Genomic DNA, 24,609 nt, shown 5'->3' with positions numbered 1-24,609 from the left:
CTGGCCGCCAGTTGGGTGACCGGGAACACCGCCGCCGGGACCGCCAGGCATGATGTCGGCATGGCAGATCTCGCGCGGGGCGGATTTCGTCGCGCAGTAAAACTGGCGAGCCTTCCGGCTGGAGTCGCAGGCCGCGCAGCGCTCGGTGTGGGTAAGAGGATGACCGGCAAGACCAAAGACGAGGTCAACGCCGAGCTCCTGGAGAAGGCCGCCGACGAGATGTTCAAGGTGCTCGGCGAGCTCAAGGGCGGCGCCATGAAGGTTGGCCAGGCGCTGTCGGTGATGGAGGCTGCGATTCCTCCGCAGTTCGCCGAACCGTTCCGCGAGGCGCTGGTCAAGCTCCAAAGCGAGGCTCCGCCGCTGCCGGCCGCCAAGGTGCACCGGGTGCTCGACGCCCAGCTTGGGACCAAATGGCGGGAGCGTTTCGCGTCCTTCGACGACACCCCCGCTGCCTCGGCGAGCATCGGGCAGGTCCACCGGGCGGTCTGGAAGGACGGCCGCGAGGTCGCCGTGAAGATCCAGTATCCCGGTGCCGACGAGGCGCTGCGCGCCGATCTCAAGCTGATTCAGCGGTTCAACTGGGTCGCCAAGCAGGTCGTTCCCGGCGCTGACGTAGACCGGCTGGTCACGGAGATCAACGACACCCTGGAAGCCGAACTCGAATACCGCCAGGAGGCCGACAATCAGCGGGCCTTCGCCAAGGCCTATGCCGATGACCCGAAGTTCTTCGTTCCGGCGGTGATCGCCAGCGCGCCGAAAGTCATCGTCTCGGAGTGGATCGAAGGCCGGCGGCTGTCGGCGATCATCAACAGTGGCACGAGACAGGAGCGAGACTCCGCGTGCGCGCTGCTGCTGGAGTTCACCTTGAGCTCGCCGGCGCGCGTCGGGCTGGTGCATGCCGACCCGCATCCGGGCAACTTCATGATGCTGCCCGACGGTCGGCTAGGCGTCATCGACTTCGGCGCGGTGGCCGAACATCCCGAGGGCATCCCGCCGGGATTCGCCGAACTGCTGTGCTGGGCTCGGGACGAGCAGTGGGACGAGGCGATCCGGCTGCTCAAGCAACTCGGGTTCATGCCTGCCGACTATGACCTGAGTGCCGAGCAGCTGGTGGAGTACATCCAGCCGCTGTGGCCCTACATCGACCCGCTGCGCTCGGGGGAGTTCCATTTCACCCGCAAGTGGTTCCAGAAGTCTGCGCTGGTCACCACCGATCCGATGGCGGAAGGCTTCGCCGACCGATTCAAGATGGCTCGCCGGCTGACCATTCCCGCTGGTTACGTCATGTTGCTGCGCACGCTGGGCGGTCTGCTGGGCGTAGCGGTGCAGCTGGACGCGCACGTCGACTACGCCGCGCTGATCGAGCGATGGGCGCCGGGATTCTTCCCACCCGAGCAGCCCCCGGCACGCGAACAGGACTGACACGTAGACTCGTCGCGCAAAGTTTTGACGCAACAGTGAGGTAGGGCGGGTTATGAGCGGCCATTCCAAGTGGGCGACCACGAAGCACAAGAAGGCTGTCATTGACGCTCGTCGTGGCAAGAATTTTGCGCGGTTGATCAAGAATATTGAGGTTGCGGCGCGGGTTGGTGGTGGGGATCCGTCGGGTAATCCGACGTTGTTTGACGCCATTCAGAAGGCGAAGAAGAACTCGGTGCCCAACGACAATATTGAGCGGGCGCGTAAGCGTGGTGCTGGTGAGGAAGCTGGTGGGGCGGATTACCAGACGATCACCTATGAGGGTTATGGGCCTAATGGGGTGGCGGTGTTGATCGAGTGTTTGACCGACAATCGCAATCGTGCGGCCAGTGAGGTGCGGGTGGCGATGACTCGTAACGGTGGTCAGATGGCCGATCCGGGTTCGGTGGCGTATCTGTTCAGTCGTAAGGGCACGGTGACCCTGGATAAGAATGGGTTGACTGAGGATGACGTGTTGGCGGCGGTGTTGGATGCCGGTGCTGAGGATGTCAATGATTTGGGGGAGAGCTTTGAGGTGATCTCGGAGCCGGGGGACTTGGTGGCGGTGCGTAGTGCGTTGGTGGAGGCGGGGATTGATTACGACTCGGCTGAGGCGAGTTTTCAGGCGTCGGTGAGTGTCCCGGTCGATGTTGAGGGGGCTCGCAAGGTGTTGAAGTTGGTTGATGCTCTTGAGGACAACGACGACGTGCAGAACGTGTGGACCAACGTCGATCTGTCCGACGAAGTACTGGCAGCCCTCGAAGACGAATAAGCGATCTCGGCAGGGGGCTGGTTTGGCTCACCGGGAATGCAATCCGGTACATGTCGGTGGCGCTGGCTTTCGGCGGTCGCGTGAGCTCGCCGTTGAGGCTTTGCCGCAAGTATGCGCACGATAGGTCTTCGATCGCCGTTGCCGGGCGTAGTAACGGCTCGAAGAACTGTCAATTCAACTGCAGCGCTACCGCATTGGCGGTAGCAACACGGCCGGTGCGTTCCTGGGCATAGCTACGTTGGACGTAGCTCACCGGATTGCTGCGATGGGCAATCGCTCCTAGACCTGCACGACCGGAAAATCGTCGAGGACGGTGCGGGCCGGCACCCGCCGCCGCAGCTCTGTTCTGGGCTGGCCGCCTGCTAGTTACGCTAACCGCACTACATCGTGTAGTCGCTTGACCAGCGGGCGCGCGTCGCGGCGTGCTCGGCGCACTGATCCGCCAATTCATGGAGGTCCTGATGGCCGCTCCGACGCAGGCCGCCGGCCGAGTCGTGCCGGGCTGCCAGGAATCGCGGGATCGTCAGCTGAACCGCCAGGGGCGATGTCGCCGCTGCTGCCTGTGACACCACGGGAGGGGTTACACGTTCGGTGACCCAAGTGGGCACCCACGCCAAATATCGTCATGGTCGGTACGCCGCACCCTGACGGTCTTCCCTACTTTCGACCGCCTGTCGCGGTACTTACGTTCGCCGTCGACAGTCGCGGCCTTTCTCCGGCTCGTCTGACGACCGCGGCTGCCGGAGCCTTTGCTCGCGTGCGGCTTTCCGCCCTCGAGCAGTTCCTCGACTCGAAACCTCATGTCGTCGAGTCCATCCCGCTTTCAGAGCGAATCGCGCGTACCTCTCGGTATGCGCTCATCAACCGTCGTGACGACGGTAAACCGTTGTAGAACAACGAAAGTCATTGCAGCGTCAGCCTTGACGGTCTGCCTACCGAGTCCGTAGTAGCCGCCTTTCGGTGATAGGTGTGCGGCGAGGCGCGCCCGGATCATCCGATGGTCAAGTGCCGGTGCGCCTTTCGGCACCTTCTGATTCAAACTCAGCGCAAGTCCCTACTGGGGATTAACATGACTCCCCTGAATTCCGAAACACGTTGAGTGACAACGTATTCCAACTCGGTGCGGGCATCCGTTCGGGCTCCGAATCCGCTTGCTGTGGCGCGGCGGCGCCCTGATCGGTGGTCGACACCCGTGGGCCGCGGTGGTCGTATGAGTACCCATCGAGGTAGTCGCCGTGGATTTGCCCCAGTACGGAAGGAGATTGGTCATGCCGCTACATGTCGTCCCTGAAGGACTGGCCGCTGCCTGCGCACGCGTGGAAGCGCTGACAGCTAGGCTTGCCGCCGCACACGCCAGTGCGGCGCCGGTGATCACGGCGGTGGTTCCTCCCGCGGCCGACTTGGTATCGGTGCAGAGCGCGGCCACGCTGAGCCTCTTCGGCGGCCGGCATGAAGTGGTGGCGGCCCAGGGCACAGCCGAACTCGGCCGATCGGGGATCGGAGTGGGTGAGGCCGGCGTCAACTACGCCGCCGGTGATGCCGCTGCGGCGTCGGTGTATCCGAACTGGCGGCTTGCGTGACCGCGCCAGCCTGGATGGCGTTGCCGCCGGAGTTTCATTCAGCACTGTTGAGCAGCGGGCCAGGTTCCGGCCCGGTGTTGGCGGCAGCTGGGACATGGAGTTCACTGAGCGCCGACTACGCATCGGCTGCCGAGGAACTCAGCGAGGTGCTGGGGGCGGTAGAGGCCGGGGCTTGGCAAGGGCCGAGCGCCGAGTCGTACGCGGCGGCCAATACGCCTTATCTGGCATGGCTGACGCAGGCCAGCGCCAACAGTGCCGCGGTGGCGGCCCAGCATCAGACCGTGGCTGCCGCCTACACCGCCGCGTTGGCGGCGATGCCGACACTGGCTGAACTGACCACGAATCACACCGTTCACGGGGTATTGCTGGCGACGAACTTCTTCGGAATCAACACCGTCCCCATTGCGATCAACGAGGCCGACTACGCGCGGATGTGGGTCCAGGCCGCCACCACGATGAGCACCTACGAGGCGGTCGCGGGCTCGGCCGCAGCGTCAACCCCGGAGACGCCCGTGGCGCCGACGATCCTCAAGTCGGCGGCGCCGGCGGAGACGTCGGATCCGGCGGACCCGTGGGGGCCTGCACACACCTGGACCGACCCCTTGCTGGAAGGCATCGCGCAGGTGTTGCGATCCGTGGGGATCAACTGGGAACCCGGCGCCGGCACCATCGACGGGCTGCCCTACTCGGCGTACACCAGCCCACTGACTGTGCTGTATTGGGTTAAGAACACCGTGACCCTCATCCAAGAGGTCGACTACGTCATCGCGAACGTAGGTGCTCACCCGGAAGTCGCTCTGCTGCTTCTCAACCCGGCCACTCTCTCGACGTTCTTGATCGCGCATCCGCTGGTCGCCATCGAACTGGGTGCCGCGATAGCCTCCACCCTGACCGCGCCCTTAGCGAGTCTGAGCGCGTTCGCGGCACTGGCAGCTGTGCCATGGCCGTCCGGCGTACCCATCCTGGTCGACTCGGTTCCCGACGTCGCCTCGGCTCCGGACTCGGTGGCAACGGTCTCCAACCCGCATCTGGTGAGCGTTGCCGGGTCGGTCCCTGCCGGGGGATCCCCTGGGGCCGGGGTGCCGGCGAGCGCTTCGGCCGGTGCGGGGGCCCCAGCACCGGCGCCGGCGGCAGTCGCGGGAGCGGGAATCGCATTCCCTTACATGATCGGATTCGGTGGCGGTCCTGGGATCGGCTTCGATTCGACCAACAGGACCGGAACCGGCACCGGCGCACGAGCGCAGAGTCCGGCATCGGCCTCCGCGGCAGAAGAATCCGCGGCCCGCCGACAGGCCAGGAAGCGGCGCCGTCGGAAGACGCAGTTGCACGATCACGGCGACCAGTTCGCCGACATGAACGTCGACCCCGAGTGGGAGTTGCCGGACAGCGGCCCGAGTGCCTCCCAGGGTGGCGCAGGACAGCTCGGGTTCGGAGGCAGCGTTGTCAAACACGATGTGCAGGAGGCGGGGTTGACCACTCTCGCCGGTGATTCGTTCAGTGGCCTCCCGATTGAACCGTTGATGCCGAGTACCTGGACCGGCCAGTCGAGCGATGGGGCGGACCACCACCGGGATCAGTGATCGTCGCTCAACGCAAGGCAATCGATGTCGATATGGAGATAGACCGTGAGTTTGTTGGATGCGCCTGTTCCGCCGTTGGTGGTGGAGTCAGCGTTGGTGGCCCAGGGACGCACTGAGCTAACCGAACCGGGGTGGCTGGCGTGACCGCGCCGGCATGGATGGCGTTGCCGCCCGAGGTCCATTCAACAATGTTGACCAGCGGGCCGGGCCCCGGCTCGGTATTGGCTGCGGCTGGGACATGGAAAACGCTGAGCGCCGAGTACTCCTCAGCGGCGGTGGAACTCAGTGAGGTGCTGGCAGCGGTGCAGGCCGGGGCATGGCAAGGCCCGAGCGCCGCAACCTATGTGGCGGCCAACGCGCCTTACCTGGCGTGGCTGTCGCAGGCCAGCGCGGACAGCGCCGCGGCGGCGGCCCAGCATGAGGCCGTGGCCGCCGCCTACGTGACTGCGTTGGCAGCGATGCCGACGATGGCTGAGCTGGCCACCAATCACGCCGTTCACGGGCTACTGCTGGCGACGAACTTCTTCGGGGTCAACACCGTCCCGATTGCGATCAATGAGGCCGACTACGCGCGGATGTGGGTTCAGGCCGCTACCACCATGAGCACCTACCAGGCGGTCGCGAGCGTGGCCGCCGCGTCCATACCGCCGACCGCCTCGGCACCGGCAATCCTCAAGTCAGAGGCCCCGGCGGCGCCCGCGGATTCCTCAGACCCGTGGGGCCCGGCCCACGTCTGGAATGACCCTTTTCTGGAGAACGTCGCGGACGTGGTGCGGTCGGTCTTCGGGCTCAATTGGGACCCCGTGACCGGCACCATCGACGGACTGCCATATACCGCCTACACCAACCCATTGACGGTGGCGTACTGGTTGAAGAACACGTTGACTCAGATCCAGGAGATCGACTACATCGTCGCCAATCTCTCGACGAACCCGGAAGTGGGCCTGCTGCTTCTCAACCCGGTGACTCTCGCCCCGTGGTTGCTTGCGCACCCGCTGACCGCCATCGAGCTGGGCGCCGCGATCTCCTCCAGCCTCGCCGCGCCGTTGGCCAGCATGAGCGCGTTGGCTGCACTGGCGGCTCTGCCCCGCTCATCCGACCTGTCCTTCTTGGTCGACACGACGCCCCAGGTGGTCGCGGCGCCCTCCGGGTCGGCCACGACGGGGTCCAATGTGCACGTGGTGAGCGTGGCCGGGTCAGTACCGGCCGGCGGATCCCCCGCAGCCGCCCCTCCGGCCAGCGTTCCCGGTGGTGCATCACCTCCGGCGCCGCCTGCACCCGCTCCCGCCCCGGCAATTGCCTTCCCGTACATGATCGGATTCGGCGGCGGCCCCGGCACCGGATTCAATACGAACAACAGGACCGGAAGCGGCACCGGCTCACAGGCGAAGAGCCCGGCATCGGACTCCGCGGTGGAGGAGTCGGCCGCGCGGCGAGCGTCGCGGTCGCGGCGCCGGCGCCGGGCGCAGATTCGTGAGCACGGCGAGCAATACGCCGACATGAACGTCGAAGTGGACGCCGAATGGGGCGGAGGCCCGATCGCCTCGCAGGGGAGCGCAGGCGGGATCGGGTTCGGCGGAAACGCGGTGAAACACGGTGTGCGAGAAGCCGGATTGGCCACCTTGGCCGGCGATTCGTTCAATGGCATTCCGAGTGAGCCGCTGCTGCCGGCCAGCTGGACCGGTCAGTCGACCGAAGGAGTGGATCGCAACGCAGAGAGCTGATCGACGGTGAACACAAAGCAAGCGATGTGGAAAGGGAGATAAGCGATGAGTTTGTTGGATGCACATATTCCGCAGTTGGTGGCCTCGGAGTCGGCGTTTGGTGCCAAGGCGGCGTTGATGCGGTCGACGATGGCGCAGGCGGAGCAGACGGCGTTGTCGGCGCAGGCATTTCATGTGGGTGAGTCAGCCGTGGCCTTTCAGGGGTCACACGCCCGGTTTGTGGCTTTGGCGGCGCGGGTGAATGCATTGCTTGATATGGCGCAGGCCAATTTGGCGGACGCGGGCAGTACCTATGTGGCGGCCGACGCGGCCGCGGCGAGCACCTACACCGGATTCTGACGAGAAGGGATTTTGTGATGTCACAGATTCTGTACAACTACCCGGCGATGCTGGCCCATGCCGCGGAGATGAATAGTCACGCGGGCACATTGCAGGCCGTGGGTGCTGACATTGCCAGTGAGCAGGCGGCGTTGCACTCGGCGTGGCAGGGCGATACGGGACTGACTTATCAGGCGTGGCAGGCGCAGTGGAATCAGGCGATGGAGGAGTTGGTGCGGGCCTACCACGCGATGGCCACCACGCATGAGTCCAACACCCTGGGGATGCTCGCCCGCGACACGGCGGAGGCCGCCCGCTGGGGCTGACGTAGCGCCCGTACCGAATATCCCTTCACCCGAAAAGAACTCTGCCGAAGCAAATTCAACAGGTTGGCGTGTGTTGGATTCCCCCATCCGCACGCCGGCTTGAACCGTTCAACAACTAGCTAGATCAACAAAGGAGAAAATCTCATGTCCAGCCAATCGTTGTCCACCCGTTCCGACTTGGATGTGGTGAAGCTCGGCGAATACATCGGTGCCCGGATCGACGGAGTCCAGTTGGGCGGTGACTTGGACACCGAGACCGTCACCGCGATCAACGACGCTTTGGTCGCCCACAAGGTCATCTTCTTCCGTGGGCAGCACCATTTGGACGATGTCAGCCAGTTCGAGTTCGCTCAGCTGCTGGGAACGCCGACGGCTCCCCACCCGCTGTTGCCGGGCGAGGGCGCCATTCTTCCGATCGACTCCTTCGGCGGCACCAGCGCGAGCAGCTGGCACACCGACGTCACCTTCGTCGACCGGGCACCCAAGGCGTCACTGTTGCGGGCCGTGGAGCTGCCGCCCTACGGCGGAACCACCCTGTGGGCAAACACCGTAACCGCTTACGAGCAGCTGCCCAATCCACTGGCGCGGCTGGCGGATGAGCTGTGGGCGGTGCACAGCAACGCCTTCGACTACACGCAGCTCGAGGTGGCGGACTCCAAGCAGCTCGAGAAGTACGCCGATCTGCTGCAATCGGAGGAGTTCCAGGCATACGTCCAGACGTTCAACTCCACCACGTACGAGACGCAGCACCCCGTGGTGCGGGTGCACCCCGAGAGCGGGGAACGCGCCTTGCTTCTCGGCAGCTTCGTGCAACGGATCGCCGACGTCAAGAGCTCCGAGTCGCGTGCACTGTTCCAGCTCTTCCAGGAGCGGATCACTCGGCCGGAGAACACCATCCGGTGGAACTGGCAGCTGGGCGACCTGGCGATCTGGGACAACCGGTCCACCCAGCATTACGGAGTCTCCGACTTCGGGCAGGCGCACCGGCGGTTGCACCGGATCACCCTTGCCGGCGACATTCCGGTCAGCGTCCACGGTGAGCGCAGTCGCGTCATCCAGGGCGACGCTTCGGCGTACTCCGTCATCGGAGAGCCTCGAGCGGTGGCGTAAGCCACCAATCGTTTCGGGCCGTACAGCTTTGAGTGGGAAGTGATTTGAGGATGAGTAACCGTGACGTGGGCGTGCTGGAGGCACGTACTCGCACAACCAAGGTGGATGCCGACGTCGTCAGCCGGTTCGCCACCTGCAGTCGAGCGCTGGGTATCGCGGTCCACGGTCGGAAACGGCCCGCCGACCTGGCCGCGGCCCGCGCGGGCTTCGCCGCGCTGACCCGTGTCGCCCACGATCAATGCGATGCGTGGGTGGGCCTGGCCGCTGCCGGCGATACCTCGCCACGGGTATTGGAGGCGGTCTGGCGCACCGAGCTGACAGTGGGTGCTCTGCAACGGCAACTCGACCTGCAGCACGGTGCGCTGGGCTTCCACTACGACACAGGGCTGTACCTGCAGTTCCGCGCCACCGATCCCGACGATTTCCAGCTGGCCTATGCCAGCGCGCTGACCGCGGCCGGCCACTATGGCGAGGCGTACCGACTGGTCACCGAGATCGCCGAGCGCCGGCCGGGTTTCCGCGATGCTCGCTGGCTCGCCACGGTGATCCACTACCGCGCCGAGCGGTGGTCGGATGTCGTGAAGCTGTTGACTCCGATCGTCAACGACCCGGAGCTGGACGACTTGTTCGCCCACGCCGCCAAGATCGCCCTAGGGAGTGCGCTGGCGCGGCTGGGCATGTTCGCCCCTGCGTTGTCGTACCTGGAGGAGCCGGAAGGGCCGATCGCGGCCGCGGCCACCGACGGGGCCCTGGCTAAGGGATTGGTCCTGCGGGCCCAAGACGATGAGGAGACCGCGGCTGAGGTTTTGCAGGACCTTTATGCCGCCAACCCGGAGAACGAGCAGGTTCAGCAGGCCCTGTTGGACCACAGCTTCGGGATCATCACGACCACCGCGGCCCGGATCGAGGCCCGGACCGACCCGTGGGACCGCGGCACCGAGCCGAACGAATCCGACTTCATCGATCCCGGCGCGCATGAGCGCAAGGCGGAGCTGCTGGCCGAGGCCGAGCGTGAACTCGGCGAGTTCATCGGCCTCGACGAGGTCAAGGATCAGGTGCAGCGGCTGAAAAGTTCGGTGGCGATGGCGATCCGGCGCGAGCAGCACGGTCTGGCCGTGGCGCAACGAGCCCATCACCTGGTCTTCGCCGGGCCGCCCGGGACGGGTAAGACCACCATCGCCCGTGTGGTGGCCAAGATCTACTGCGGCCTGGGCCTGCTGAAGAAAGAGAATGTGCGTGAGGTGCACCGTGCCGACCTGATCGGTCAGCACATCGGTGAGACCGAAGCCAAGACCAACGCGGTCATCGACAGCGCCCTTGATGGTGTGCTGTTCCTCGATGAGGCGTATGCCTTGGTGGCCACCGGCGCCAAGAACGATTTCGGTCTGATCGCCATCGACACCCTGCTGGCGCGGATGGAAAACGACCGTGACCGGCTGGTGGTGATCATCGCGGGCTACCGGGCCGACCTGGACCGGTTCCTGGACACCAACGAAGGTCTGCGGTCACGCTTTTCTCGCAGCATCGACTTCCCGTCCTACACAGCGGGCGAGTTGGTCGAGATCGCCACTGTGATGGCCGAGCACCGGGACAGCGTCTTTGAACCGAGCGCGCAAGAAGACTTGCAGGCGCTGTTCGGTCAGCTGGCTGCTGCGTCGCACCCCGATGCCAACGGTGTCGAACGGCGCAGCCTGGACATCGCCGGCAACGGCCGGTTCGTACGAAACCTCGTCGAACGCTCCGAGGAGGAGCGCGAATTCCGGCTCGATCATTCCGAACAAGCTGGCAGCGAGGCATTCACTGATGAGGAGCTCATGACCATTACTGCCGAAGACGTTCGTAACTCGGTGGCGCCGTTGCTGCGTGGCCTGGGCTTGGAGGCCAAGGTATGAGCGCACCTTCGGACCGGTCTGATCTGACGGAAGACGGGCGGCGCTCGTTCGCGTCGCGGACCCCAGTCAACGACAATCCCGACCGAGTCGAGTACCGGCGCGGTTTTATCACCAAGCACCAGGTCAGCGGCTGGCGATTCCTGGTGCGGCGGATTTCCGCGGGCCTTGCTCTGCATGACACCCGGATGCTCGTGGAGCCGCTGCGCACCCAGTCCCGTTCGGTGTTGATGGGGGTGGTCCTGTTGGCCACCGGAGTGGCCGGCAGCTTTGCGCTGTCTTTGATTCGGCCGGGTGGATCCGCCGGCAACGATCCCGTGTTGGCTGACCGGTCCACATCGGCGCTTTATGTGCGGGTCGGAGATGAGCTGCACCCAGTGCTGAATCTGACCTCTGCGCGGCTGGTCGCTGGTCGTCCGGTGAATCCCACAGCAGTGAAAGCGGCCGTGTTGGACAACTTCCCGCGTGGCAATCTGCTGGGTATTCCGGGAGCGCCGGAGCGGCTGGTGCAAAACGCAGACGCCGACGCGAACTGGACGGTGTGCGACGCGGCGTCCGGCAGCGCCACGGGCGTGACAGTGATCGCCGGGCGGCTGGACACCGACGGGAGTCGCGCTGACGCGTTGGGAGCGCAGCACGCGGTGCTGGTCGACAACGGTGCCGGTGCCTGGCTGTTGTGGGACGGCAAGCGCAGCCGGATCGACCTCGACGATCGGGCCGTCACCGCCGCGCTGGGCCTGGATGCCGGTGCATCCAAGCCTCGGCCGATCGCTTCGGGACTGTTCAACGTGATTCCGGAGGCGCCCGCCCTGGTGGCGCCGGTGATCCCCGATGCGGGGAACCCGCTGCCGTTCGCATTGCCGGTGCCGGTTTCCATCGGCTCTGTGGTCGTGGCGCACGAGATCGACGACAGTTCTGACACCGCCCGGCGGTACTACGCGGTGTTATCCGATGGCTTGCAGCCGATTTCTGGTGTGTTGGCGGCGGTGTTGCGTAACACTGATTCGCAGGGTTTGGATCGGCCGCCGGTGTTGGGTGCCGATGATGTTGCGCGACTGCCTGTTTCGCACCAGTTGGATGTGTCGCGTTTCCCGGAGCAGCCGGTCAAGGTGGTTGATGCGGTGTCGGCGCCGGTGACGTGCGCGCAGTGGAGCAAGCCTGCTGGGGCGAGCACGAGTTCGTTGAGGTTGTTGTCGGGTTCGACGCTGCCGTTGCGTGAGGGTGTGCGCACCCTGGATTTGGTGGGCGCGGGAGTGGGCGGCACCGCCGCACGCGTCGCGCTGACCCCGGGGTCGGGCTACTTCGCCCAGAGCGTCAACAGTGATCCGGCGGCCAACGCGACTGCGGGCCCGCTGTTCTGGATCTCGGACACCGGTGTGCGGTATGGCATCAACACCGAGGCCGGCACCACTGGTGGCGATGGAGACACCATCGCCGCACTCGGCCTGACCGAGCCGGCACTGCCGATTCCGTGGTCGGTGCTCTCGCAGTTCGCCCTTGGACCCACCTTGTCGCGTGGTGATGCGTTGTTGGCGCATGACGGGTTGGCGCCGGATTCGCGTCCGGGTCGTCGTGCCTCTGCTGAGCTGGGTACCGGATCTAACGGGGGAGAGACCCGATGAGTCGTTTGATTTTTGAGGCACGTCGCCGGTTGCCGGTGCCGCCGACCGATAAGGGCACGATCACGATTGAGCCGCCGCCGGAGTTGCCGCGGTTGGTTCCGGCGTCGTTTTTGCAGCGCGCGTTGCCGGTGGTGATTGTGATCCTGATCGTGGGCATGGTGATCGCCATGGTCGCGACGGGGATGCGGTTGGTGTCTCCGGTGATGTTGTTCTTCCCGTTCGCGTTGTTGGTGGCCGCGGCCGGGATTTATCGGGGCGGGGATAAGAAGGCCCGCACCGTTGAGGTGGATGCCGAGCGGGCGGATTACCTGCGGTATCTGTCGGTGGTTCGCGACAACATTCGGGGTTCGGCGGCTAAGCAGCGGGCGGCTGCGGAGTGGTCGCATCCCGATCCGGCGGATTTGGCGGCGGTGCCGGGTTCGCGCCGCCAGTGGGAGCGCGATCCTCATGATGAGGATTTCTTGGTGGTGCGCACGGGCCGGCATGCGGTGGGGTTGGCCAGTGCGGTGCGGGTGAGCGACACTGCGGATGAGATTGATTTGGAGCCGGTGTCGCACAGTGCGTTGCGTAGCTTGCTCGATACCCAGCGCACGGTGCGTGATGTGCCCGTCGGTGTGGATGTGACGAAACTGTCGCGGATCACGGTCCTGGGTGAGGGCGAGCACGCTGCCGATGAGGTGCGCGGTGCGTTGCGGGCGTGGGTGGCCCAGGCCGTGACCTGGCATGACCCGACGATGCTCGGGGTGGCGCTGGCCTCACCGGAGTTGGAGAGCCCAGAGTGGTCGTGGTGCAAGTGGTTGCCGCACACCGACATCGCCGGCCAGGCCGATGGGGTGGGCCCGGCCCGCTACCTGGCGGCCAGCGCCGAAGAACTCGCTGGATTGTTGGCGCCGGTGCTGGCGGCCCGCCCGCCGTTTACCGGTGATGCGGCCGAGTCGGGTCGGCATTTGTTGGTGATCGTCGATGACCCGGAGTTTGATGTGGCGGCTTCAGCACTGGGCGCCGCGCGGGCCGGGGTGACCGTTGTGCAGCGCAGTGTGGTGGCGCCGAATCGTGAGCAGTATTCCGATCCGGAGCGTCCGATCCTGCGGATCAGCGCCGGCGGCGGCTCGATTGATCGGTGGCAGACCGGCGGCTGGCAGCGCTACGTCGATGCTGCGGACCAGCTCGGCGCTGCGGAGGCTGCGCATGTGGCGCGGCGGTTGTCGCGGTGGGATTCCAATCCCACTCATGCCGGGTTGCGCTCGGCCGGTACTCGGGGGGCGACGTTCACCACGTTGTTGGGTATCGCGGATGCGTCGCGGTTGGATGTGCCGGCGTTGTGGGCGCCGCGTAGCCGTGAGGAGGAGTTGCGGGTGCCGATTGGGGTGACCGCGACCGGGGAGCCGTTGTTCTTCGATCTCAAGGATGAGGCCGAGGGCGGGATGGGTCCGCACGGGTTGATGATCGGGATGACCGGTTCGGGTAAGTCGCAGACGTTGATGGCGATCTTGTTGTCGTTGTTGACGACGCATTCGGCGGATCGGTTGATCGTGATTTACGCCGACTTCAAGGGTGAGGCCGGCGCGGATATTTTCCGGCATTTCCCGCAGGTCGTTGCGGTGATCTCGAATATGGCCGAGAAGAAGTCGTTGGCGGATCGGTTCGCCGACACGTTGCGTGGTGAGGTGGCGCGGCGGGAGTTGTTGCTGCGGGAGGCGGGCCGGCGGGTTCAGGGCAGTGCGTTTAACTCGGTGACCGAGTATGAGGCGGCGATCGCGGCCGGCCATGATTTGGCGCCGATCCCGACGTTGTTCATCGTGGCCGATGAGTTCACGTTGATGTTGGCTGATCATCCCGAGTACGCCGAGTTGTTTGATTATGTGGCCCGTAAGGGTCGCTCGTTCCGCATCCATATCTTGTTCGCGTCGCAAACGTTGGATGTGGGCAAGATCAAGGACATCGACAAGAACACCTCGTATCGGATCGGGTTGAAAGTCGCGAGCCCGAGTGTGTCTCGCCAGATCATCGGGGTTGAGGACGCCTATCACATCGAGTCGGGCAAAGAACATAAAGGTGAGGGCTTTTTGGTGCCGGCTCCGGGGGCGGCGCCGATCAAGTTCCGCTCCACCTATGTCGATGGGATTTATGACCCGCCGCGCCAATCGCGGGCGGTGGTGATGCATGCGCTGCCCGAACCGAAACTGTTTACCGCTGGCGTGGTCGATGCCGGGGCGGAGACCACCATCGTGGGTGAGGTCGAGGAAGAGGTGTTGGGTCCGCCGCGCAAGCTGATCGCCACGATCGGTGATCAGTTGGCGAACTACGGGCCCCAGGCCCCGGCGTTGTGGTTGCCGCCCCTGGATGAGCCGATCCCACTCGCCACGACGTTGGCCGGTGCCGGGATTTCCGAGCGGGCGTTGCGGTGGCCGTTGGGACAGATCGACAAACCCTTTGAGATGCGCCGCGACCCGCTGGTCTTTGATGCCCGCTCCGCTAGTGGGAACTTGCTGATTCATGGTGGCCCCAAGTCGGGCAAGACCACCGCGTTGCAGACGTTCATCCTGTCGGCCGCGAGCCTGCATTCGCCGCGGGAGGTCAGTTTCTACTGCCTCGATTACGGCGGCGGGCAGTTGCGGGCCCTGGAAGGGCTGGCGCATGTGGGCAGTGTGGCTTCGGGTCTAGAACCGGAGAAGATCCGCCGCACCTTCGGCGAACTCGAGCAGTTGTTGACCGCCCGTCAGCACCGGGAAGCGTTCCGTGATGGCAGCATCGGTTCGCTCAACGACGGCTACGGCGAAGTGTTTTTGGTGATCGACAACCTGTATGCGTTCAGCCGCGACAACACCGATGCGTTCAATACCCGCAACCCGCTGTTGGCCAAGGTCACCGAACTGGTCAACGTCGGCCTGGCCTACGGCATCCATGTCGTGGTCACCACGCCGAGCTGGCTGGAAGTGCCGTTGGCGATGCGCGATGGGCTCGGATTGCGTCTGGAGCTCAAGCTCCATGATGCCCGCGACAGCAACGTGCGCGTCGCCGGCGCGTTGACCCGGCCCGCCGAAGCGGTGCCGGCCAACCAGCCGGGTCGTGGTTTGACGATGGCCGCCGAGCATTTCTTGATCGCCCAACCGGATCTGGGTCAGATCGAGGCGATCAATGCCCGCCATCTGGGGTTGGCGGCGCCGCCGGTGCGGTTGTTGCCGACCAACCTGGCTCCCGAAGAAGTGGGTGTGGTCTATCCCGCGGTCGATCATGTGGTGATCGGGGTGCGCGAAGAGGACCTGGCGCCAGTGCAGGTGGACTTCACTACCAACCCGCTGCTGCTGGTGCTCGGTGATGCCAAGTCCGGCAAGACCACCTTGCTGCGGCACATCATTCGCACCGTGCGTGAGCATTCCAGTGCTGATCAGGTGGCGTTCACCGTCCTGGATCGGCGCCTGCACCTGGTGGACGAACCGTTGTTCGCCGACAACGAGTACACCGCGAATGTGGATCGGGTCATCCCGGCCATGCTCGGGCTCTCGGCGTTGATCGGATCACGTCGGCCCCCCGCAGGCTTGTCGGCGGCCGATCTGGCCTCCTGGAGCTATGAAGGGCACACCCACTACCTGATCATCGACGATGTTGATGCCATCCCCGACACCCCGGCCCTGACCGGCCCCTATGCGGGGCAGCGGCCGTGGACCACCTTGATCGAGTTGCTGTCGCAAGCAGGCGATCTGGGATTGCGGGTCATCGTCACCGCACGGGCCACCGGCTCAGGGCACGCGTTGATGACCAACCCGCTACTGCGCCGGCTCAACGACCTGCAAGCCACCACCTTGATGCTCTCAGGCAACCCTGCCGACAGCGGCAAGATCCGCGGCCAACGCTTCGCACGCCTACCCGCAGGACGAGCAATCCTGCTGGCCGACAACGACGAACCCACCTACCTACAACTAGTCAACCCGCAATTCAGCCAAACCTTGACGCGCTAGGAGAAGAACCCATGTCCCTTCTGAAGTTGAGGACCCCGTGATGGCCAACACTGTGATTCCGATCGTGCGGATAGCTGTCCTGGCCGAGAGCCGGTTGACGGAGATTGCTCTGCCCGCGGACCTGCCGCTACGCGAAATCCTGCCCACCGTCCAGCGCTTGGTCGTGCCAACCGCTCCCGACGAGGCTCAAGACAGTGCCGGTAGCACGGACCGGCTCAGCCTTGCGCCGATCGGCGGCGCACCGTTCAGCCTGGATGCCAGCCTGGACACCGTCGGCGTGGTCGACGGGGACCTCCTGGCCCTGCAGCCGGTGCCCTCCGGGCCCTCGGCGCCCGGCATCGTCGAAGACATCGCAGATGCTGCGGTGATCTTCTCGGCCTCCCGGCGAAAGCCCTGGGGGCCGCGGCACATCGGGACCGGAGCACTCGCGGCCGCTGTCGGATTGATCGTGGCGGCAACGGGTCTGGCCGTCACCTATCGGGTGGTCACCGGCGCGCCGGCAGGGCTGTTCGCGGCCGGCGCGATCGCCGTACTTGCCGTGCTCGCCGCGTTCGTCGCACGCCCGCCGTATGACGGAGCGTTGTCCATCGCCGCGCTGGCGCCGATCGCCTCGGCACTGGCTTTGGCGGTGCCGGGGCAATTCGGGCCGGCACAGCTGACACTGGGAGCCGCCGGCGTTGCTGCGTGGTCCTTGATTCGCGTCATCGGCTCACACCGTGACCTTGGATTCTTCACGGCAACAGCCGCGGTCGGTGGCGGCGTTGCCCTGGCGGCAGCGGTCGAGGCACTGTGGCCGCTGCCGCTGCGCAGCATCGGCGGCGGCCTGGTCGTGCTGGCCCTGTTGCTCACCGTCTCGGCTCCGCAATTGTCTGCACTGTGGGCACGGTTGCCGCTGCCGGTCATCCCCGCGCCCGGAGATCCGACCCCGGCAGCTCCTTCACTGCGGGTGTTGGAGGACCTGCCGCGTCGGGTACAGGCCAGCGAGAAGTACCAAACCGGATTCATCGCCGGTGGCGTGCTCCTTGGAGCTCTTGGCTCGTTTGCGATTGCTGCGCAACCCGAAACGGTTCCGGCGTGGGGATGGTACGTGGTGGTGGCCAATGCGGTCGCCGCTGCACTGCGCGCACGGGTGTGGGATTCCGCCGCGAGCAAATCCTGGCTGCTGGCCCAGCCTTACCTACTGACGGTGGCGCTGCTGGTGTTTTACGGTGTGACGGGCCGCTATCTTGCCGCGCTGATCGCGGTGGGGGTGCTGGCCAGCTTGGTGTCGATATGGGTGTTGGCCGCCGTGCTTCCGGCCGTCGCCGACCCGCACAGCTATTCATTGCCGGTGCGCCGCCTGGTCGGCTTCCTTGCCTCGGGTCTGGACGCATCGCTGATACCGGTAATCGCCTACCTGGTCGGCATTTTCGCCTGGGTCCTCGATCGATGAGCCGTTCCCGAATCGGCCCGGCGCCCGGGTACTCCCGGGCGATCCGGCTCGGCGGTGCCGCCGGGGTCCTGGTCGCGGCGCTGTGGACATCCCCGCTGGTCTTGGCGATCACCCCGCCGACCGTAGATCTGGGCGTCGTACCGCCCAGCGGGAGTCCGGGGCCGGTGCAAGCCACCCAGCAGAACAGCGAGTGCGGTACCACCGAGATCATCGCCGGAACCGATCTCAAGGATCCCCCTGCCGCGCAACGGCAGATCGATCTTGCCGGGGCCTGGCAGTTCGCTCGCGGCGACGGCCAAACCGTGGCCGTGATCGACACCGGGGTGCGGCCCGGCCCGCGCCTTCCTGCCGTTGAGCCCGGTGGCGACTACATCGGCACCACCGACGGCCTCAGCGACTGCGACGGGCATGGAACGCTGGTCGCCGGGCTCATTGCCGGCCAGCCCGGCGACGACGGTTTCACCGGCGTCGCGCCGGCGGCCCGCCTGCTGTCCCTGCGCGCCGCGTCCGCAAAGATCACACCGGCAACCTCCAACGGTGATCCGGAGTTGGCGCAGGCGGCCTTGGCTGTTACGGCCCTGAGTCGGGCGATCGTGCACGCCGCGGATCTGGGTGCACGGGTGATAGCTGTCTCTGCGGTGCATTGCGTGCCCGCCGACCGCAACGTCGACCAGTCCGAACTCGGTGCGGCCATTCGCTATGCGGCGGTCGACAAGGACGCCGTCGTGATTGCCGCGGCCGGTGACAGCGGCGCCACCGGATCGGTTGGCGGTGGAACCGGTTGCCAGTCCAACCCGCTGACCGACCTGAGCCGACCAGACGACCCGCGCAGTTGGGGAACCGTTGCATCGGTGTCGATCCCGTCGTCCTGGCAGCCCTATGTGCTGTCGGTGGCATCGCTGGCGCCCAACGGCCAGCCCTCGAAATTCACCACGGCCGGGCCGTGGGTCGGTCTCGCCGCACCTGGCGAGAACATCGTGTCGGTGAGTAACCGCGATGACGGTGGCCTCGCCAACGCGCTACCCGGTGCTAGGCAGAAATTGGTGCCGCTCAGCGGTACCGGTTACGCCTCCGGCTATGTGGCCGGCGTCGCGGCGCTGGTTCGGAGCCGGTATCCGGAGCTGAGCGCGGCGCAGGTGATCCACCGACTCACCGCCACTGCGCACAACACGGCCCGCGCACCGTCCAACATCCTTGGTGCCGGATCCGTTGACCCGGTGGCCGCGCTGACCTGGCAGCTGCCGGCCGGATCCGTCCCGGACGCGGTTCCGCTGAAACGGGTGGCCCCGCCTCCGCAACCCGAACCGAAGAACTACACGCCGCAGCTCGTCGCATTGGGCGGCGCAGCGGCGCTGGGATTGGCTGTCGGCGCCGCCGCAATCGCGGCACGCCGGAGAAAGGAGACCGCCCTGTGAGTACCCACCGATCATCCTGGCCCGGTACCGCCCGAATCGCCGTGGTGCTTTTCGCTGCGGTGGCCGTGGTCGCTGCCTACCCCTGGCACGCGGCACGCGAGCGTTGGGTGCTGGGCATTGGCGTCGCCGTCGCAGCGGTCTTGTTGGCGCGGTGGCGTGGGTTACCCCTGACAACGCTGCTGTGGCGTCGGGTGGCCCTCAACCGCGGTAAGCACGGGGAACGCCGGGCCCGCAGAACAGTCACGGACCCGCGGGTCACCGCGCTGCTGAGCGTCGCGGCGCCGCACGAAGACATCGATGCGCTTCCGCTGCCCCTGATCGCCCGCTATCTGGACCGTTACGGTCTGCGGGCCGACACGATCCGGGTCACCAGCCGCGACGTCGGAGACCAGGCCGGCGTACGGGAGCGGACCACGTGGATCGGGCTGACCTTCTCCGCCGTCGACAATCTCGCTGCGCTGCAAGCACGTTCCCCAGATATCCCCTTGGACAAGACCGCTGCAGTCGTGGCACGCCGGCTCGCCGATCACCTCCGGGAATCCGGTTGGACGGCCAGCGCCGTCGAATCCGACGATGTCCCGCGACTGGACTCCGCAGGTTCTCGCGAGACCTGGCACGGGATCGTGCAGGAAAGCGGAGATCACCTTGCCGCATACCGGCTCGCACCAGGACACGACTTGGCGGACCTGCTAGCGAAGGTCTGGGCCTACCCGGCACCTGAAACGTGGACCGCACTGGAGGTCGCCGGCTCCGGCGACGATCAGACGCTGGCGTTCGCGGCCGCATTCCGCACCGGAGCCCAACCCGGCGCCGGTGGACCGCTGCCCGGATTGAGTCCGCAACCGGGAGCCCAACGTGCGTCGGTGGCGGCCCTGCACCCGTCATCGGTGCAGCGCCTGGACGGCCATGCCGTCGTGGCCCGCGACTGGCTGACACGGCTCCGGTGGCCCAGCAGCACCGCCCGGCGTTCGCCGGCTGGTGCCACCCTGGGCTGAACAGCAGTTGACCTTGTCTGCGACGGGCCGCCGAATGCATTGCTGAGGCTGTCCATTCGTCCGACGACTGGCCACCGAGTCAGTCGGCCCTGGCCCCGGAGGCAAGCGGGGTGGCTATCCTTTGCCGATGGAGAGCCAAGCATCCGGCAGCCAAGGGCCATTCGTTGAGGAACCGCCAGAGCAGCCGCGAAGTGACGCTGCCACCCAGCCTGCACGCCGTTCGCTTTCAGCGGCCCTTGTTGCCGTCGCGGTCGCGATGGCCATTGCGCTGACCTCCGCTGCGCTGGTCGCCGCTGCGCTGATTGTGATTCGCAGAGTCCATGCGCCGGCTGTCGAAGCGTCTGACAGCTCGTTGTCGAGCAAATGCGCGCCCAGCCCCGTGCCGCTTGCCCACCTGGACCACCGCGCCGCCGACGAGCCCAGGCTGGCGCTGCCCCAACCGAACGGCTGGGTCTTCGACGCCGCTGGCCCGCCGAGGCCGCCAATAGTTCGCGCGGTGACGGTCGGCCGAGAAATAGGTGCCTACAATTTCGTGCCGAACACCGTTGTGACTCTTGAAAACCTAACTGACAAGGTCGGACTCAGAACTCCGCAAGACGCACTCGAATGGGAAAGCGCCAGCATCACCGACATTCTTGACCAGAGTCGCGGCGTTGTTTGCGGATATCCCGCCGTTATCATTGCGTACAACGTCGCCGACGACGGCACCAGCGCCGCGGCCCTTCACAGTCGTGAGGTTACCTGCCTAATAGTTGCGGGTCAGGACAGTGCAAACAGGCTCTGGGCCGCCACGGTCACTATTCAGACTAGGGATCCCAATAACCCGGCCTACATCACCGCAAAACACGCAATACTCACTGGCTTCCAGTTCGCCTTCGCCGGCGACTAGTCGGATTGCAGGGCGATGCGCAGCGCGTCGATCTGGTCGAGTTCGGCCTGCCCGGCCTGCACGTGGACGGCATGCAGCGAGCCATTCCAGGCGAAGGGCGGCTGGTAGTCATCGGCGACCGGCAGGCCGCGGTCATAGCCCAGGGTGAGGTGCGTGCCACCGTGCTGCCAGATGAACGGAAGCGCATGTTCGGTCGTCGTGCTCGCGACAACGGTGTCGTCGACGACGGCATCGACGGCGACGCCCCCGGACACCAGGCGCAGAACGCAGCCGATGAGGTGACGCCCGGGCGGCACGTGCTGTTCGGACTGCAGCTGCAGGGTGCCGCTGGGCAGCGCGACGGCAACATGCAACCTGCCATCGATGACGTAGGAGGCCAAGCCACCGTTGCGGTCACCGATGGCAAACAACACCCCGCTGGCCGCATCCTGCTGCGGCACATCCACATCGGCGAGGATGTGACCACCGCCGGCCAGCATCGGCAACGCCTCATCGAGCACTGGACCGGCCTGCGGATACAGCGTGACCTTCAGACCAACCGGATACTGCGGCTGCGCTGCGGCAGCCAACCGCCCGATCAGCGAGTCAAGCAGCGGCAGGACATTGTTGGCGGCAGCCTCCTGCGACCACTGCTCCTGTAGCTGCTCGACTACATCGGGATGTTGGTCTGCGAGATCTTCGGACTCCGAGAAGTCCTCGTCGAGGCGGAACAGCGACCACCGATCGGTATCGAAGTCGCGGCTTCCGGTCAGCAGTGTGTCCTCGTCCATCACACCGACCGGCACGTGGTCGGTGGTCGCCTTCCAGCCGTCGGCGAAGATCGCCCGCGAGCCCATCATTTCGAAGTACTGCAGCGAACGCGGGTTGGGGGCGGCAGGATCGGTGAACGAGGGCAGCAGGCTGGCCCCCTGGACGGGCTGTTGTGCAATGCCGTCGACGGAGTCCGGGACGGCCACGCCGCACGCATCGAGCACGGTAGGCAGGACGTCGATCGCATGGGCGAACTGTCCACGGACCTCGCCGCCCTCACGAATCTTCTTGGGCCAGTGCGCGATGAATGGAACGCGGGTACCGCCTAGCCAGGTGTAGCGCTTCCACAACCGAAATGGCGTGTTGCCGGCCCACGCCCAGCCCCACGCGTAGTGCGGATAGGTGCGCGGTCCGCCCCATTCGTCGAGCTGCGCGAGGTTCTCGGCGAGGTCATCACGTACCCGATGGGTGAAGCGGTGCTCGTTGACGGTTCCGGAAACCCCACCCTCGGCGCTGGCGCCGTTGTCGGACATCAGCAGGATCAACGTGTTGTCGAGCACCCCGATGCGCTCGAGGGTGTCGACCAGCCGGCCGATCTGTGCATCGGTGTGGCTGAGGAACCCGGCGTAAACCTCATGCATGCGGGCGTACAGACGGCGCTCGTCGGCGCTGAGATCGTCCCAGGCCGGAACCCAGGGCGGCCGTGGGGTCAAGGATGTGGTGGCCGGGACTACGCCGGACTCCACCTGACGAGCGAACAGTTCGTCGCGCCAGCGATCCCAGCCGATGTCGAACTTGCCGGCGTAGGCATCAGCCCACGAGCGCTCTACGTGGTGCGGCGAGTGCATCGCTCCCGGCGTGAAGTAGAGGAAGAAGGGCTTGCCGGGGGCGCTGGCCTGTTGACTGAGGACCATCCGGATCGCTTCGTCGGCTAGGTCTTCGGTCAGGTGGTAGCCCTCATCGGGCCGGGCAGGTGCTTCGACGAACGAATTGTCGCGAACCAGTTCCGGCGCCCATTGATTGGCGTCGCCCCGCAGAAATCCGTAGTAGCGTTCGAACCCCAATCCCAGGGGCCATTGGTCGTAAGGCCCGGCTCCGCCACGCTCACCGCGCGGTACCAGATGCCATTTGCCGGTTGCCAGTGTGCTCCAGCCCGCGTCCCGCAGGATCCGTGGCAGCGTGGCCGCCGAGCGGGGAATGTGTGCGGTGTAACCGGGATGCGTGGTGGGCAGATCGGCAAGGAAACCCATTCCCACCGCATGGTGGTTGCGGCCGGTCAGCAGCGCCGCCCGGGTCGGGGAGCACAGGGCAGTCACGTGAAACCGGTTGTAACGCAACCCCCCGGCGGCAAGGCGGTCGATGTTCGGCGTCGAGATGTCCGAGCCGTAGCAGCCGAACTGAGCGAAGCCGAGGTCGTCGAGCAGGACTACCACGACATTGGGTGCGTCCTGTGGGGGGCGCTGGGGCTGGCTCATCTCGGTGTCACCTTTCGCTATGACCTGCGTGTACTCAAGTGACTGCGTCTGTTGAGAACACTATTAATCGATGTTGCGGATCGCACGGGGCAGTGGGTAATTCGCCCTACTTGAGCTGTAATCGACCCGGCTGGAGCGGCCTAGCCGGCCACCGTTTCTGAGGCCGGCCGCGCACCGTCATCGGGTTTCGGTGACAGCGTCTGGTCCGCAGCGGAGGCGGCAGCGGATTGGCGGTCCGAGCGGTATGCAGGATCGAAGCGGCGCACCGTGACGACAAGCAGCAGGGCGATGATGGGCGCGATGACGCCGTAGAGTGCCGGCACAGTCCCGATTTCGGCGCTGTCGAGGAGCTGCGGACTCAGGGCAATCGCTGTGGCCACCATTGCGTTGTGCATCCCGATTTCGAGGCTGATGGCAATCGCCTGCCGCGGAGCGAGTTTCATCCATCGAGGAACCAGATAGCCGACGGTCAAGCTGACGGTGGCGAAGGACACGACGGCGCCACTGAGTGTGCCGAGGTTGTTGAGCAGTGTCGGTTGCCCCCCGACGATTGCGGCAATGGAGATCGCGACCAGCAGCGTGGCCGCGGCGACTCGCACTGGCCGCTTCAAGCGGCGGGCTAGCTCGGGGAAGCGTTCGCGAATGCCGACACCAATTGCTGTGGGGATCAGGACCAGTCCGACCACTGCGACGAACTTGTCCAGCTGCAGCGGAATGGTCCTGCCCTCGCCGGTGAACCAGTTGATTGAGAATGCCAGGATCGCTGGCAGGGACGCGATCGAGATCACGGCGTTGATCGCGGTAAGCGTGAGATTGAGCGCCAGGTCGCCATTGACCAAGTGGCTGAAGACATTGGCCAACAGGCCGCCTGGGACGGCGGATATCAGCATGAGCCCCACCGCGAGCTTCGGCGGGAGGTTGAATGCTTCGGCAATCAGCAGGCAGAAGGTCGGCAGGACCACCGCCTGGCAGACCAAGGCGACCGCGAGTGGGCGCTTCAGTGCGGCGGCCCGCCGGAAGTCGGCGACCGTGAGGGTCATTCCCAGCGCGAGCATGGCCGTCACTACGACCAATGGGAAGAACCGGTTATCCATGAATGCTCCACGGTGTTCGTGCGCAGATGCCATGACGTTTGGGCGTCCGCGGGCGTCGGCGCGATGATGCAGTGAAGCTTGCCGCAGCCGGTCGAAATCCGGTCCGCAGATCCGGGTGCCCGCAAGGCCGGGTGGGACTCCCCGGCGACGCGCTGAGCAAACGGATTCGGCGCTGAACCTCGATCGTCGATGGCGACACGAGTCACCGCGATCCGCTCAGG

At 65.7% G+C, this 24,609-nt stretch carries 17 protein-coding genes; 15 read left to right on the top strand and 2 right to left on the bottom strand.

Annotated features, from left to right (window positions below; translation table 11 throughout):
• The first annotated feature begins 60 nt into the window (after positions 1-60).
• From RCP37_RS12375 to RCP37_RS12305, 15 genes are all read left to right on the top strand, one after another.
• On the top strand, positions 61-1,422 hold the full coding sequence (locus tag RCP37_RS12375) for an ABC1 kinase family protein (RefSeq protein WP_308483406.1): 1,362 nt from the start codon (positions 61-63) through the stop codon (positions 1,420-1,422).
• 52 nt (positions 1,423-1,474) lie between these two features.
• The gene (locus tag RCP37_RS12370; RefSeq protein WP_308483390.1) at positions 1,475-2,230 is read left to right on the top strand and encodes a YebC/PmpR family DNA-binding transcriptional regulator; all 756 of its coding nucleotides are present in this window, start codon (positions 1,475-1,477) and stop codon (positions 2,228-2,230) included.
• Positions 2,231-3,498: 1,268 nt separating this feature from the next.
• Positions 3,499-3,810 (top strand): PE family protein, encoded by a 312-nt coding sequence (locus tag RCP37_RS12365; RefSeq protein WP_308483405.1) that lies wholly within the window; start codon positions 3,499-3,501, stop codon positions 3,808-3,810.
• Positions 3,807-5,390 carry a PPE domain-containing protein gene (locus RCP37_RS12360; RefSeq protein ID WP_308483404.1) on the top strand — a complete coding sequence of 528 codons (1,584 nt, stop codon included), beginning with the start codon at positions 3,807-3,809 and terminating at the stop codon, positions 5,388-5,390. Before RCP37_RS12365 ends, RCP37_RS12360 begins: the two co-directional genes overlap by 4 nt.
• A gap of 140 nt (positions 5,391-5,530) precedes the next feature.
• Positions 5,531-7,114 carry a PPE domain-containing protein gene (locus tag RCP37_RS12355; RefSeq protein ID WP_308483403.1) on the top strand — a complete coding sequence of 528 codons (1,584 nt, stop codon included), beginning with the start codon at positions 5,531-5,533 and terminating at the stop codon, positions 7,112-7,114.
• A 45-nt stretch (positions 7,115-7,159) separates the two neighbouring features.
• On the top strand, positions 7,160-7,453 hold the full coding sequence (locus RCP37_RS12350; RefSeq protein WP_308483402.1) for a type VII secretion protein EsxS: 294 nt from the start codon (positions 7,160-7,162) through the stop codon (positions 7,451-7,453).
• Positions 7,454-7,470: 17 nt separating this feature from the next.
• Positions 7,471-7,758, top strand: coding sequence for a WXG100 family type VII secretion target (locus RCP37_RS12345; RefSeq protein ID WP_308483401.1), 288 nt, complete (start codon positions 7,471-7,473; stop codon positions 7,756-7,758).
• A 144-nt stretch (positions 7,759-7,902) separates the two neighbouring features.
• Entirely contained in the window at positions 7,903-8,868 is a 966-nt protein-coding gene (locus tag RCP37_RS12340) for a TauD/TfdA dioxygenase family protein (protein WP_308483400.1), read from the top strand.
• Between the two features lie 50 nt (positions 8,869-8,918).
• Positions 8,919-10,760, top strand: coding sequence for a type VII secretion AAA-ATPase EccA (gene eccA, locus RCP37_RS12335; RefSeq protein WP_308483399.1), 1,842 nt, complete (start codon positions 8,919-8,921; stop codon positions 10,758-10,760).
• Positions 10,757-12,379: a type VII secretion protein EccB gene (gene eccB / locus RCP37_RS12330; RefSeq protein WP_308483398.1), complete on the top strand. Its 1,623-nt coding sequence runs from the start codon at positions 10,757-10,759 to the stop codon at positions 12,377-12,379. The genes eccA and eccB overlap by 4 nt, the downstream gene beginning before the upstream one ends.
• Complete coding sequence (gene eccCa / locus RCP37_RS12325) at positions 12,376-16,338, top strand: type VII secretion protein EccCa (protein ID WP_308483397.1); 3,963 nt, start codon at positions 12,376-12,378, stop codon at positions 16,336-16,338. Before eccB ends, eccCa begins: the two co-directional genes overlap by 4 nt.
• 40 nt (positions 16,339-16,378) lie before the next feature.
• Positions 16,379-17,770 (top strand): type VII secretion integral membrane protein EccD, encoded by a 1,392-nt coding sequence (gene eccD / locus RCP37_RS12320; RefSeq protein WP_308483396.1) that lies wholly within the window; start codon positions 16,379-16,381, stop codon positions 17,768-17,770.
• Positions 17,767-19,185: a type VII secretion-associated serine protease mycosin gene (gene mycP, locus RCP37_RS12315; protein ID WP_308483395.1), complete on the top strand. Its 1,419-nt coding sequence runs from the start codon at positions 17,767-17,769 to the stop codon at positions 19,183-19,185. Before eccD ends, mycP begins: the two co-directional genes overlap by 4 nt.
• Complete coding sequence (gene eccE, locus RCP37_RS12310; protein ID WP_308483394.1) at positions 19,182-20,180, top strand: type VII secretion protein EccE; 999 nt, start codon at positions 19,182-19,184, stop codon at positions 20,178-20,180. The genes mycP and eccE overlap by 4 nt, the downstream gene beginning before the upstream one ends.
• Positions 20,181-20,307: 127 nt before the next feature.
• Positions 20,308-21,069 carry a hypothetical protein gene (locus tag RCP37_RS12305; protein ID WP_308483393.1) on the top strand — a complete coding sequence of 254 codons (762 nt, stop codon included), beginning with the start codon at positions 20,308-20,310 and terminating at the stop codon, positions 21,067-21,069.
• Here RCP37_RS12305 and RCP37_RS12300 read toward each other — a convergent pair.
• Both RCP37_RS12300 and RCP37_RS12295 read right to left on the bottom strand, forming a co-directional pair.
• A complete protein-coding gene (locus tag RCP37_RS12300) occupies positions 21,066-23,294 on the bottom strand; it encodes an arylsulfatase (RefSeq protein ID WP_308483392.1) in 2,229 nt (742 codons plus the stop codon). The two genes, RCP37_RS12305 and RCP37_RS12300, sit on opposite strands and share 4 nt — an antisense overlap.
• A gap of 140 nt (positions 23,295-23,434) precedes the next feature.
• The gene (locus RCP37_RS12295) at positions 23,435-24,388 is read right to left on the bottom strand and encodes a bile acid:sodium symporter family protein (protein ID WP_308483391.1); all 954 of its coding nucleotides are present in this window, start codon (positions 24,386-24,388) and stop codon (positions 23,435-23,437) included.
• Positions 24,389-24,609 lie beyond the last annotated feature (221 nt).

Source organism: Mycolicibacter sp. MU0102, assembly GCF_963378105.1.
In the GTDB taxonomy this organism is placed as follows: Bacteria; Actinomycetota; Actinomycetes; order Mycobacteriales; family Mycobacteriaceae; genus Mycobacterium; species Mycobacterium holstebronense.
This window is presented reverse-complemented; position numbering and strand designations above follow the sequence as displayed.